Here is a 13,390-nt window from a genome sequence, read left to right on the forward strand (position 1 = left end):
AAAATTTTCCCGCCACTTTTCAAGCACACTTTTAACTCTTGAGCAACCATAGCAATTTGCTCTTTTAAATTTAAACTTTGTTCTAAAGTTTTTTGATGTTGAATAAATTCCTTTTCGATTTTATTTATCATTTGCAATCCTATTAATTATATTGGTAGTGCTAAATCCATCTTCAAAGTCGATCAATTCTACTTTTTTTACTAAATTTGAACCCACCACCTCTTTGTCTTTATAATCATCTCCCTTAACTAGCACATCAGGTTTTAAAAACTCTATCAATTCATAAGGAGTATCTTCATCAAAAATCACTACATAATCTACAAAATACATGCTCGCAAGCATACATGCACGTTGAAACTCTAAATTTATAGGTCTTGAATTTCCTTTTAGTCTTTTTACACTTTCATCTGAATTTAAACCTACAACTAAGATATCTCCTAATTTTTTAGCTTTTTCAAGATATTTTATATGACCATAATGCATAACATCAAAACACCCGTTGGTAAAAACTACTTTTTGATCTTGTAACAATTTTACAAGCTCTTCTTTGCTTTTAATTTTATCTTCAAAAGAAGCTTTTTTGAGGTTTTTTATCTCTTCTAAACTTACACTCACACTTCCTACTTTTGCTACCACAACAGCTGCTGCATCATTTGCTAGCTCGCACGCTTTTACAATATCAACTTTTAAAGCCAAAGCATAAGCAAGCATAGCTATAACACTATCTCCAGCTCCTGTTACATCATAAACCTCCAAGGCTTTTGCAGGAATAATATGTAATTTTTCATCAAAAAGTGCTATTCCTTCTTCAGATAAAGTTATAATAGAATAAGCTAAATTTAAATCATCTTTTAATTTCTTCAAAGCTTTTTCTAAATTATTAATTTTTTCTACACCCAAAGCTTGAATAGCTTCTTTTTTATTTGGAGTTAGCAAGGTTGCATTTTGATATTTGCTAAAATCACTTCCTTTTGGATCAATCAAAATAGGTAAATTTAAAGTATTTGCATGCTCTATCAAAACTTTTGTTACTTTTGAAGTTAAAATCCCTTTGGCATAATCACTCAAAATAATTGCATCATAATCTTTTGCGATTTTTTTATACTCTTGAATAATTTCATCTTCTAATTTAGTATCAAAATCATTCTCATCATCAAGCCTTAAAACTTGCTGAGAATGTGATAAAACTCTGCTTTTAAGAGGGGTTTTTCTATCTTTTTCTACTAATAATTTTGCATTTAAATTCTCTTTTAAAAATCTCCCACTCTCATCATCACCCACAAGTCCTAGAGCAAAAACCTCAGCGCCAAGACTTTTTAAATTTGCATATACATTACCAGCTCCACCTAGTCTTTTATCTTCTTTTTGTGATTTCATCACCATTACAGGAGCTTCTGGAGAAATTCTAGTACAATCACACCATATATAATGATCCACCATAAAATCCCCAACAACTAAAATTTTTGGCTTTTTAGAACTTAAAAAATCAAGCATTTACTTCCTTTTCATAAAGCCTTTTAATCTCATCTAAATAATCTTTTATTCCCTCTTCAAGACTAAATTTAGCTTTATATGAAAAACTCTCATCTAATTTTGCTTGAGTATGAAATTGATAAGCGTTTTTATAAGGATTAAGAATATACTCACAAGGATAATTAGTGTTTAATTCTTTTTGTAAAATATCAACTATATCTTGAAAAGTTCTTGCCTTACCTGTAGCTACATTATAAATTCCGCTTTTTGCTTCTAAAGCTTGCAAATTTGCACTCACAACATCTTTAATATATACAAAATCACGATAAATTTGATCACTTCCTTCAAACAAACGCGGACTTTTACCCGCTAAAATTTGATGTCCAAATTGCAAAATCATAGAAGCAGTGCTATTTTTAAAAAATTCTCCCTTGCCATATACATTAAAATATCTAAGCCCGACTATATGCATTTTATCAAAGTATTTTTTTGCTAATTTATCCATCATTAATTTTGAAAATGCATAAGGGTTTTTAGGGGCTTCACTTAAATTTACAGTTTGTGGGCTTGGAGCATCTCCATAAACTGAAGCTGAACTTGCATAGATTAATTTTGCATTAAGCTCCAAAGCAAGTTCTATAAAATCTTTAAAAGTGTTTAAATTAGTCTTTAAAACTTTGTTTTGATCATAAACAGTTGTATCTGAAATTGCAGCCTTATGAAAGATCGCATCGGGTTTAAAATCTTTTATAACTTTTAAAGTTTTTTCATCATTAATATCACCCACATAAAGCTCACCTTCAAAATCTAAAATATTTTTAAAATGACCAAAACTTTCTAAATTTCCATTTTCAAAAGTAGCGCTTGAACGCATTTTATCCACAATCAAAACTTCATGCTTATTTTGAAGTTCCAAAGCAAGAGCAGAGCCTATAAAGCCCGCTCCACCCGTTATCACTATTTTCATTTTCTATCCTTTAAATAATGCAAAAGTTCTTTTAAATTTTTAAAGACCTTATAATTTTCATCATCATTATAATTTTCATTAATCAAAAATAGATTTTTTATACCAGCATTAATTCCAGCCTGCATATCACTTAAATTATCCCCTATAAAAAAAGATTGTGAAAAATCTATATTAAATTCTTTTTGTGCTTTTAAAAACATACCAGGTTTTGGCTTACGACATTCACAATTTTCTAAATGCGGGCAGTGATAAATTTTTTCTATTTTAATGCCTTTTTTCAAAAACTCACCTAGCATATACGAGCTTAAAATTTCAAAATCTTTTTCATTATAATAAGCCCTTGCAATACCTGATTGGTTAGTTGCAACAAAAATTACAAAATTTTGCTTTTGAAAAAGATCACAAAGTTCAAAAATACCATCGCAAAATTCAAAATCACTGATCTTGTGAACGTATTTTTTATCTATATTAATAACACCGTCTCTATCTAAAAATAATGCCTTTGTTTTCATAAAAAAATTATAATGTATTTTTATTAAGATTTTTATAATTTATCAAGTAAAAAAATTTTTTAAGCGACTTTAAATAAAAAAATCTTATAATTAAAAACATTTTATTTTCAATTTATATAGGAGTGATACAATGAAAAAGCTACTTGTTTTATCAGCTTTAGCATGTCTTGGCGTTTCAGCTTTTGCTGCAGATGGTGCTACACTTTACAAAAAATGTGCAGTATGTCATGGTGCTAAAGCAGATAAAGTTTACCTTAATAAAGTTCCTGCTTTAAATTCTCTAACTGCAGCTGAAAGATTACAATATATGAAAGATTATGCAGCAGGTAAAAGAAATGCTTATGGCCAAGGCGCAATTATGAAAATCAACCTTAAAGGCTTAACAGAAGAAGATTTTAAAGCTATTGAAGATTATATCGAAAGCTTAAAAAAATAATTCAACAGCCTTTATGGCTGTTTTTTATTCTTTTCCATGGCTTCTTTTTTTCTTTTTTCTAAAATCACTGCATCGTTTAAAGCATCTTCGCTATCATTTAAAGTAGTAAATTTATAATCATCATCAAATTGTTTATTCTTTATACCCCAAAGCAAAGCGCAAATTGCCAAAAATAAAGCAACTAAAGAAACACCTATCATCATCATCAAAACGCCATTCATTTTTTTATCCTTAAAGCATTTAAAATTACTATTATACTACTAAAAGACATTGATAAGGCTGCAATTAAAGGATTAATCAAACCAAAAAAAGCTAAAGGCATACTCAAAGCATTATAAAGCAAAGAAAAAGCTAAATTTTGCTTAATAATTTGATAAGTTTTTTTAGCTATTTGTATAGCCTTTTGTAAACTTCTTAAGTCGTTTTTTAACAATATAATATCGCTATTTTCCATAGCAAGCTCAGATCCTTCTTTTAAAGAAACCCCAACACCTGCATAAGAAAGTGCTAGGGCATCATTTACCCCATCTCCTACCATTAAAACCTTGCCTGTTTGATTTAAGTTAGCTATTATTTGCATTTTATCTTCTGGCATACATGCGGCTTTGAAATTATTTATTTTTAATTTTTCAGCCACCTTACCCACAGCATGTAAATTATCACCACTTAACATATAAATTTGCATTTTACATTCTTTCATAAATCTAATCAACTCCTCAGAACTTTCTCTTATACTATCTTCTAATTCAAAAACTGCTAATATAGTTTTATTTTTAGCAAATATAAAATGCGTAGTTTGAAATTCTTGTACTTGTATGTGATTTTCTTTAAAAAATTTCTCATTTCCTCCCAAAAATTCATCTTTGCCCAAAAAAGCTTTATAACCTCTTGCTTGAAAATTTTGAACTTTTTCAAATTCTATTCTACTATCAATTTTTTCATCTAAAAATTTCAAAATACTTTTAGCCACTGGGTGGTTAGTTAGGTGTAAAAAATTTAATAACTCATTTTTATCTAACCTCTCATCTAAAAAGCTTTTTTTAACTTCCAAACTAGCCTTTGTTAAAACCCCTGTTTTATCAAACACAGCCACATTACACTTACTCAAATCTTCCACAACACCTGCTTCTTTAAATAAAATTTTTTCTTTCAAACCAGCACTAATTGCCACTAAAGAACTCACAGGAGTAGCCAAAGCCAAAGCGCATGGACAAGCTATGATTAACACAGAAACCATGCGTATCATAGCTTCTTCAAAACCCAAATTTAATACAAAAAAAGTAAAAGCAAAGCACAGCACAGCACAAGTTAAGATAATAGGTGAAAAATACTTACTTACTTGTTGTACCATTTTTTCTATTTTGGCTTTTTTTGAACTTGAGTTTTCGAGTAAATTAATAATCCTAGCTAATTTAGAATCCTTATAAAGTGCATTTGCCTTATATAAAGCATTCCCGCTTAAAACCAAAGAGGCAGAATAAATCATATCATCTTTTTGCACATCAAACGGTAAACTCTCTCCGCTTAAACTAGACATATCCAAGCTAATATTACCACTAACACACACTCCATCTATTAAAACCCTATCGCCTTCTTTTAGTTCTATAATATCCCCTATTTGCACTTCTTCTACATCGATATTTTCTATTTTGTCATTTTTTAAAACCCTTACTTCGCTGCTTAAAAACGATCGCAAATGATCAAGCGTATCAAGAGCTTTTTTCTTACTTAAAAGCTCTAAGTACTTTCCTATAAAAACAAAACAAATAATCATCGCTACAGAATCAAAATACACTTGCGAAGCTCTTGAAAACATTGCCCATATTGAATATATATAAGCTAAACTTGCCCCACTAATTACCAAAGTGTCCATATTAACACTTTTAAATTTTAAAGCATAATAGGCATTTTTATAAAAAATCGAGCCTGTATAAAAAAGCACAGGAGTACAAAGTAAAAATTCAGCAAAATGCAAAATATCCTTAGTATCAGCTTCCATGCCACTAAAAAACCCAGCATACTTGGCTACAGATATCCACATGATATTCATCACACAAGCTATGGCAACTATTAATTTTGCATAAAAATCTCTTTTGGTTTGAGTTGCTCTTTGTTCATTCTTTGTAGGTAAATATACACTAGCTTTATAACCTATACTTTCTATACTTTGGATGATTTTTGCTAAATTTATGCTTTTTTCATCAAAAACAATTCTAGCTTTATGAGTAATAGAATTAATATCAACTTCTATCACCCCTTCACTTTTAATGAGAATTTTTTCATTAAGCCAAACACAGGCAGCACAATGAATTTCTTCTATAAGTAAAAAAATCTCACTAAAACCCTCTTTGGTTTTTTGTATGTATTTTTCATAATCTTTAACATTATGTTCTATTATCGCAGGAGTTAGAGTTTGATTGCCAAGTTTTTCATAAAATTCTTCCAAATTATTTTCTTGTAAAATCCCATAAACACTCTCACAACCCTTACAGCAAAAATAATTTCCATTTTTTTCTATCATTTGATCTTGTCTAAAGCTTAATTGGCAGTGTTTGCATTTCATCTTATACTTTCTTTGATAATTTTTACAATATTTTATCATTTTTTTAAAATCACTATTTTAAAAATTATTTACAAAGCTATATTATAATTTTAAAAATTTGACAAAGAAGCATTTTTTTGAATAAAATCTCTTATTCATTATTAAATACTACATTTTCTACATTTTAGAGGATATATGGAAAATACAAAAGAAAAAAAACAACATCAAAGAACACACATTCCGGTGGAAGGTTATAAGATAGAAGATTTAAAGTTGCTTGATCTAGAAAGCTTAGTTAAAATTGCCAATGAAGCTGAAATAGAAAATCCAAGAGAATTTAGAAGACAAGATCTTATTTTTGAAATTCTAAAAGCACAAACAAAAAAAGGTGGTTTTATACTCTTTACAGGGATCTTAGAAATTTCACCTGAAGGCTATGGGTTTTTGCGTGGAATGGATTCAAATTTAAGCGATAGTGTAAATGATGCTTATGTATCAAACTCACAAATTCGCAAATTTGCTCTGCGCGTTGGGGATATAGTTACCGGTCAAGTTAGAGAACCAAAAGATCAAGAAAAATACTATGCTTTGTTAAAAATCGAAGCAATTAATTATCTTCCATTAAAGGAAGCTAGAGAAAGACCTTTATTTGACAATCTTACTCCAATTTTTCCAACTGAAAAAATCAAATTAGAATACGATCCTTTAAAACTTACAGGTAGAATGCTTGACTTATTTGCCCCTATAGGAAAAGGCCAAAGAAGCTTAATTGTAGCACCTCCAAGAACTGGTAAAACTGAGTTAATGAAAGAATTAGCTACTGCTATTGCTAAAAATCACCCAGAGGCTCATTTGATTGTACTTTTGGTAGATGAGCGCCCTGAAGAAGTTACAGATATGCAAAGATGTGTTAAAGGTGAGGTTTTTAGCTCAACTTTTGACTTACCTGCTTATAATCATGTTAGAGTAGCTGAGCTTGTTATAGAAAAAGCAAAAAGAATGGTAGAAACAGGTAAAGATGTCATTATTTTGCTTGATTCTATTACAAGATTAGCAAGAGCTTATAATACTGCTACACCAAGTAGTGGTAAGGTTTTAAGTGGTGGGGTTGACGCAAATGCCTTGCATAAACCAAAACGCTTTTTTGGTGCAGCTAGAAATATAGAGCATGGTGGCTCATTAACCATTATAGCAACTGCTTTGATAGAAACAGGCTCAAGAATGGATGAAGTAATTTTTGAAGAATTTAAAGGAACGGGAAATAGTGAAATCGTTCTTGATAGAAATATTTCAGATAGAAGAATTTATCCTGCAATTAACATCATAAAATCAGGTACTAGAAAAGAAGAATTGCTCCAAGGTGTTGAAAAGCTTCAAAAAATTTGGGCAATTAGATCAGCTATTTCACAAATGGATGACATAGAAGCTTTAAAATTCTTATACTCTAAAATGCTAAAAACCAAAAGCAATGAAGAGTTATTATCTATCATGAATGAGTAGCAATGCTTCAAGCTCTTGCTGTTAAATACAGACCAAAAAATTTCAATGAACTTGTAGGGCAAAACACTGTTTCTACAAGCTTAAAATACGCTCTTGAAAATAATCGCTTAGCACATGCTTATTTGTTTTCAGGACTACGTGGAAGCGGAAAGACTTCAAGTGCAAGAATTTTTTCAAGAGCTCTAGTATGTGAAAATGGGCCAAGTGCTAATCCTTGTGGAGAATGTTCCCAATGTTTATCTTCGCTTAATGGTTCTAATATAGACATTATAGAAATGGATGCTGCAAGCCATAGAAGCTTAGAAGACATTCAAGAGCTTATCGAACAAGTCAAATACGCTCCATCTTTAGCTAGATTTAAAATTTTTATTATCGATGAAGTACATATGCTTACCCCACAAGCTGCAAATGCTTTACTTAAGACCTTAGAAGAGCCACCAAGTTACGTAAAATTTATACTAGCAACAACCGATCCCTTAAAACTTCCTGCCACAGTTCTTTCAAGAACACAGCATTTTAGATTTAAGCAAATTTCTACCCATGATATCTTAAATCATCTTGAATGGATTTTGGAAAAAGAAAATATTAGTTATGAAAAAGAAGCTTTAAAACTCATTGCAAGAAGCGGAAACGGATCTTTAAGAGATACTCTAACTTTATTAGATCAAGCCATAGTGTATTGTCAAAATGATATACAAACACAAAAAATCACCGCTATGCTAGGCTTTTTAGATCCAGCTAAAATTGAAGAATTTTATCAAGCCATTTTAGCTAATGATAAAGATAAAGTTCTTGAGTTTTTAAAAGAATTTGAAGATTACGAAGCAAGCAATGTCATTGATGAGATGATATTTTTTTTAAAAGAAGCATTTTTTGCCAAAAATAATCTTTTTTCTATGTTAATTTACGAAAGATTTTTTAGAATTCTTTCACGCGCTAAGACTATGTTAAATTCTAGTGATGATGATAGTTTTGTGCTTTGCGTTATGGCTTTCATGCTTATAGAAGCAACTTATCTAAAAAGCATTGATGAGGCTATTAAAGGTTCAAAGCAAGATAACATGTCAAGCCCAAAACAACAAGAAACTCCTTCTATTCAACAAACCCCTAAAGAAGAAAAACTTAGTCCTTATGAAAATCTCTTAAAAGCAATATATAAAAGAGATTATGACTTAGCTGAAGTTTTCAAAAAAACCACACAGTTTGTTTCTTTTGAAGATGATATTTTAAGTATTAGCTCGCATGCTAAAGATGATGATAGAAAAACCCTAAACAATGGCTTTAAATTAATCAAAACATTACTTCATGAGCTTTTTGGAGAAAAAGCACAAATTAAAATCCAAAAAATAGAAACCATAGATACTCAAAAACTACAAGATATATTCAAAACTCCCATAAAACAAGAAGTAAAAAGCACTCCAAATTTAAATGAACATTTTGAAAATTTTAAAAAAGACGCTAAAAAATACGATCCTAAAGACGAAACCAAAGAAGCTCTTAACAAGCTCTTTGGTTCACCAACTATACAAAATTAAAAACTACCATTGATTGAAATATAAATTCTTCTTCCCTCTTCTATACGGTTATAAGTATTTACCCAAACATCTTTGCCATCACTCTTATAAGAATCCCAATCATTTGTAAAACTTTTATCAAAAAGATTATAAATTGCTGCATTAATATTCCAATTTTTATTGATATCATAACGCACACCCATAGAAGCTAAAAAGACATCTTGATAATATTCTCTGTTAATATTTGTATCACCCATATAACGATCTATTTGCCACTCGCCTTTTACCCATGGAGTAAATTTATTAAAGATATTATAACTTGCTTTTAGCATGATATTGTGTTTTAAACTATCAATTTCTGGCTTTCCTATCACAGCCTTATCTTGTGCATCTTTTACTTCACTATCAAGATAAGTATAAGCTAAATCTAGATTTAAATGTTCTATAGGGGTAATCCCCGCTCCAAGCTCTATGCCTTTGTATTCAACCTTGCCATGATTAATCGCTTGATAACATGTATCAGCTTCACATTTTCCAATACCCGAAATCATACTGCCATTGCTAAATTTTTGACTAGAAATTTTATCTTTAAAATTTGTCAAAAACCCAGTAGCTGAAATATAAAATAAGTCATTATTATAAACAGCAGCTAATTCATAATTAAGCGATGTTTCTTCTTTTAAATTCGGATTTCCATACATAGGATATTTACCCTGTCCGCTATAATTATAAGCACCAGCTATCAATCTATTAGCATATGGAGTTCTAAAGCCCGTTGAAACACCACCTTTTAAAGTGAGTTCGCTAGTAAGATTGTAAACCAAATAAGCCCTTGGTGAAATATTATTTCCAAAAATTTCATGATAATTATACCTTGCACCAAAAGTAAATCTTAAATCATCTCTTATACTATACTCATCTTCTGCAAAAATAGCTAATAAATATTGATCAAAATTCGTAGGATTAGCGATTTTATCTTGCATTTTTTCAAGTCTATATTCACCACCCACGCTTAAAATATGACTTTGGCCTAAAGGAATAACTGATCTTGTATCTAAAATAATATCTTCAGCAACTATATCTCTATTTTGTCCTAAAAATGGTTGTGTTTTTTGACCAACCACCTCACGCCCATCGTTACTTACACGGTTATACTGCAAGGTAGAAGTAATCGAAAAATCTTCATACACACCCTCATGACTTAAATAAGTTACCAACTTATCTACTTGCATAGTATCTGTATAACCACCTGTTAAAGAGCCATCATTTTTATCTGTTGGTTTTGTTAATGTGCCTAGTTGACCTTTTTTGTTATCATAATGATTTCTTGAAAAATCAATATCAAATATCAAAGTATTATAATCATCTACTAAGTAATTTAACCTAGTTCCTAAACTAAAATTATTAGCTTTTGTAGGACTTTGTGCTTGATCACCTTGCACTCTTTGTCCACTTCCATTGCTAAATTCAACATTAGATTGTTCCCTATAAAGCTCTCTAAAACGTAAGGTTAATCCTAGGCGATCATTCATCAACGGGCCGCTTGAATATATACTTGTGCCATAAGTATTACCCCATTCTTTATGTGCATTAAAAATACTATCTAAACTAACTGATGTTTCCCATTTATCACTTACTTTTTTTGTGATGATATTTACAACACCACCTAAAGCTTCAGAACCATATAAAGTACTCATTGGTCCTTTGATTACTTCTATTCTTTCTATGCTAGAAATTGGAGGTAGGAATGAATTTGAAATTTCATTAAAACCATTAGGCCCAACTTCTCCGCCTATCCCTTGACGGCGCCCATCAATTAAAATTAAAGTATATCCAGTAATACCTCTCATGGTAATGTTATAAGATCCAGTTTTTCCTTTGCTAGCAAACAAATCCACACCAGGAATATCAGCAATAGCTTCGGCAACATCTCTATAAGGCTTACTTTCTAAATCTTTTTTACTAATCACATTTATAGTAGCAGGAGCTTCTTTAATATCTTGAGAAAAACCAGAAGCACTTACTATGGAGCTATCTAATAAAACTTCTTGCGATAAAGCATTGCAGACCAAAAAACTAGTAACACAAAATGATAAACAATGTTTTTTCATTATTTCCTTTCTTATAAATATATTTTCAAAACTGGAATATTATGATAATAATTATTAATTTAAAATAAATTTATTGTATCAATTATGATAATTGTTATTAATAAAAAATTTAATTTTTAGTAATATAATCACAAAAAAAATAAAACGAGGATAAGATGGAATTTTTAAAAACTTACATTGACTTAATTATATTTATTGTTTTAGGAATAATGGCATTTATTGCTATATGGTGCACTATAGAACGTATATTGTTTTTTAGAAAAATTAAGCTAAATGATTATCAATATCAAGAAAAATTTGATGATGCAATTAGTGAAAATCTCACCGTGCTTTATATTATTTACACTAATGCTCCTTATGTAGGACTTTTGGGAACTGTAGTGGGGATTATGATTACATTTTACGACATGGGTGCAAGCGGGAATATTGATGTTAAATCTATTGTTATTGGTTTATCGCTAGCTTTAAAAGCTACAGCATTAGGAATTTTAGTTGCTATCCCTTCTTTAATGGCTTACAATGGATTACTTAGAAAAATATCAACCTTGAGTAATGCATATCGTATTTTTAAGGATAAAAATGCTTAAATTACCAAAAAATGAAGGTTTAAACATCATTCCTTTTATAGACATAATGCTTGTTTTACTAGCTATTGTTTTAAGCATATCCACCTTTATCGCGCATGGTGAAATTAAAATCAATCTACCTCAAAGTGAAAATTCAAATTCCATAAACGAAAATAAAGACAAAATGAGTATTTTAATCAATAAAGAAAATGAATTTTATATCGATGGAAAAGCAGCTTCCTTAGAAGAAATAAAAGCAAAATTTGACACTATAGATTCTAAAACATTAGTAGAATTAAAAAGTGATAAAGAAGCAAAATTTGAAAGTTTTATAAAAATTATTGATATTTTAAAAAATAAAAATCATGAAAATTTTCAAATTTTAACAGAGCAAAAAAGATGAAAACATTTATAAACAATCATAAAAATCAGTCATTTTTTATCACTTTATTTCTCTTTTTGCCTTTATTTTTTGTTTTTATTTATACTAAGAATTTTTTACATATACAACATAGTGCTTCAAAAGAAGAAAAATTTAATATAGCCATAAAACAATTTTTACAAGATTCCCCTAAAGTAAAAACGAAACAGTCTAAACAAGAAAAAATAAAAAAGCTAGAACAAACAAAAGAAAAAGCTATTATGCAACCTAAAAAAACAAATACTTTAACCAATACCAAGACAATAAATCAATTAAATGAAAAAATAAAACCTCAAAAAACTATAACACAAGAAAAAAACACTCCAATAACTTCTCAAGAAAGCATATCTTTAGCTAATAACAATGAACTTTTAAAAGAAGTCAAACAAGCTATAGATGAAGCTTTAATCTATCCTAGACAAGCCAAAAAAATGCGAATGAGTGGCGAAATTTTAGTAGAATTCACATGGACTAAAGATAAAAATCTATTAAACTTAAAAATATTAAAACCATCAAAATATAAATTATTGAACGATAGTGCTTTAGAAACTATACGTATAGCGTCTAAGAATTTTCCACAATATGAAAAAACTTTTCATATAAGAATACCATTAATATATAAAATAAAATAAACTAAGCAAAATTGCTTAGTTTGTCTTGACTAAATTATGTCCTTTATAGATCCCATAAATTTTATAATCTCCATTTTTAAGCATCAAAACTACAGGGTATTCTTCTTCATAGCCTTGCTCCATTCCAGGACTTCCCTGAGGCATACCAGGAGCAGAAATACCTATAACATCTTCGGGTTTATTTTTCAAAAGCCAAGCAACTGCATCTTCAGGCACATGCCCTTCTATAGCATAGCCATCAATTACACCAGTATGGCAACTTTGATACATAGGCTGAATATTCATTTTTTCTTTTATTTTTAAAAAATCCTCACTTTTGTGTATTTGTACTTTATAACCTTTATCTTTCATATAATTAGCCCAAAGATCACAGCATCCACAAGTAGGACTTTCATAAATATTTAATAATTTCTCATTAGCCAATAAAGTTGCAAAACCCAGTGATAAAGTTAAAAATAATTTTTTCATATATCCTCCAAAAAAACAAAAAAGGTAAAATACATTATAAAAATTAATATTTTTTATAAAACTAATAATTTTTATTTTAAAATCTATAAAAATACAAAAATACACTCTTATTTCACTCGTAAATACTTATTCTTTACCTACAACAAAAACTCAACCAATATACTAAATAAAAACATTCAATGAATAATTTCAAACAAAATTTATAAACTCTATTAAAAACTTAAACACAAATTTATTATAAATATTTT

Annotated in this window: 13 protein-coding genes; 6 read left to right on the forward strand and 7 right to left on the reverse strand. The window is 29.4% G+C overall.

Annotated features, from left to right (window positions below):
• Window positions 1–120: 120 nt before the first annotated feature.
• Genes rfaE1 through CAMP5118_RS07650 form a run of 3 tightly spaced genes read right to left on the reverse strand, consistent with a single transcriptional unit; the run spans window position 121 to window position 2,952 of the window.
• Window positions 121–1,494, reverse strand: coding sequence for a D-glycero-beta-D-manno-heptose-7-phosphate kinase (rfaE1, locus tag CAMP5118_RS07640; RefSeq protein WP_337216994.1), 1,374 nt, complete (start codon window positions 1,492–1,494; stop codon window positions 121–123).
• Window positions 1,487–2,440 carry an ADP-glyceromanno-heptose 6-epimerase gene (rfaD, locus tag CAMP5118_RS07645; RefSeq protein WP_337216995.1) on the reverse strand — a complete coding sequence of 318 codons (954 nt, stop codon included), beginning with the start codon at window positions 2,438–2,440 and terminating at the stop codon, window positions 1,487–1,489. The genes rfaE1 and rfaD overlap by 8 nt, the downstream gene beginning before the upstream one ends.
• Window positions 2,437–2,952 carry a D-glycero-alpha-D-manno-heptose-1,7-bisphosphate 7-phosphatase gene (locus CAMP5118_RS07650; RefSeq protein ID WP_214135268.1) on the reverse strand — a complete coding sequence of 172 codons (516 nt, stop codon included), beginning with the start codon at window positions 2,950–2,952 and terminating at the stop codon, window positions 2,437–2,439. Before CAMP5118_RS07650 ends, rfaD begins: the two co-directional genes overlap by 4 nt.
• A gap of 130 nt (window positions 2,953–3,082) precedes the next feature.
• On the opposite strand from CAMP5118_RS07650, the gene CAMP5118_RS07655 reads away from it, so the two are divergent.
• Window positions 3,083–3,388 (forward strand): cytochrome c553, encoded by a 306-nt coding sequence (locus tag CAMP5118_RS07655; protein WP_039617785.1) that lies wholly within the window; start codon window positions 3,083–3,085, stop codon window positions 3,386–3,388.
• Between the two features lie 11 nt (window positions 3,389–3,399).
• On the opposite strand, the gene ccoS is transcribed toward CAMP5118_RS07655, so the two are convergent.
• Window positions 3,400–3,609: a cbb3-type cytochrome oxidase assembly protein CcoS gene (ccoS, locus tag CAMP5118_RS07660; RefSeq protein ID WP_039617783.1), complete on the reverse strand. Its 210-nt coding sequence runs from the start codon at window positions 3,607–3,609 to the stop codon at window positions 3,400–3,402.
• Window positions 3,606–5,951 (reverse strand): heavy metal translocating P-type ATPase, encoded by a 2,346-nt coding sequence (locus CAMP5118_RS07665; protein WP_337216996.1) that lies wholly within the window; start codon window positions 5,949–5,951, stop codon window positions 3,606–3,608. Before CAMP5118_RS07665 ends, ccoS begins: the two co-directional genes overlap by 4 nt.
• 174 nt (window positions 5,952–6,125) lie before the next feature.
• Between CAMP5118_RS07665 and rho the strand changes: the two genes are divergently transcribed.
• Both rho and CAMP5118_RS07675 read left to right on the forward strand, forming a co-directional pair.
• Window positions 6,126–7,430: a transcription termination factor Rho gene (rho, locus tag CAMP5118_RS07670; RefSeq protein WP_039617780.1), complete on the forward strand. Its 1,305-nt coding sequence runs from the start codon at window positions 6,126–6,128 to the stop codon at window positions 7,428–7,430.
• A gap of 2 nt (window positions 7,431–7,432) precedes the next feature.
• Entirely contained in the window at window positions 7,433–8,965 is a 1,533-nt protein-coding gene (locus CAMP5118_RS07675; RefSeq protein WP_337216997.1) for a DNA polymerase III subunit gamma/tau, read from the forward strand.
• Here CAMP5118_RS07675 and cfrA read toward each other — a convergent pair.
• Entirely contained in the window at window positions 8,962–11,055 is a 2,094-nt protein-coding gene (gene cfrA / locus CAMP5118_RS07680) for a TonB-dependent ferric enterobactin receptor CfrA (RefSeq protein ID WP_337216998.1), read from the reverse strand. The genes CAMP5118_RS07675 and cfrA overlap by 4 nt on opposite strands.
• 155 nt (window positions 11,056–11,210) lie before the next feature.
• Here cfrA and exbB point away from each other — a divergent pair, with 155 nt between their 5' ends.
• The 3 genes from exbB to CAMP5118_RS07695 are packed head-to-tail and all read left to right on the forward strand — an operon-like array spanning window position 11,211 to window position 12,674.
• On the forward strand, window positions 11,211–11,642 hold the full coding sequence (exbB, locus tag CAMP5118_RS07685; RefSeq protein WP_337216999.1) for a TonB-system energizer ExbB: 432 nt from the start codon (window positions 11,211–11,213) through the stop codon (window positions 11,640–11,642).
• Window positions 11,635–12,024 carry a TonB system transport protein ExbD gene (gene exbD, locus CAMP5118_RS07690; protein WP_337217000.1) on the forward strand — a complete coding sequence of 130 codons (390 nt, stop codon included), beginning with the start codon at window positions 11,635–11,637 and terminating at the stop codon, window positions 12,022–12,024. The genes exbB and exbD overlap by 8 nt, the downstream gene beginning before the upstream one ends.
• A complete protein-coding gene (locus CAMP5118_RS07695) occupies window positions 12,021–12,674 on the forward strand; it encodes an energy transducer TonB family protein (RefSeq protein ID WP_337217001.1) in 654 nt (217 codons plus the stop codon). Before exbD ends, CAMP5118_RS07695 begins: the two co-directional genes overlap by 4 nt.
• A gap of 15 nt (window positions 12,675–12,689) precedes the next feature.
• Here CAMP5118_RS07695 and CAMP5118_RS07700 read toward each other — a convergent pair whose 3' ends face one another.
• Window positions 12,690–13,142 (reverse strand): DUF411 domain-containing protein, encoded by a 453-nt coding sequence (locus tag CAMP5118_RS07700; protein ID WP_263728176.1) that lies wholly within the window; start codon window positions 13,140–13,142, stop codon window positions 12,690–12,692.
• Between the last annotated feature and the right edge of the window lie 248 nt (window positions 13,143–13,390).

Source organism: Campylobacter sp. LMG 7929 (genome assembly GCF_024723595.1).
Taxonomy (GTDB): Bacteria; Campylobacterota; Campylobacteria; order Campylobacterales; family Campylobacteraceae; genus Campylobacter_D.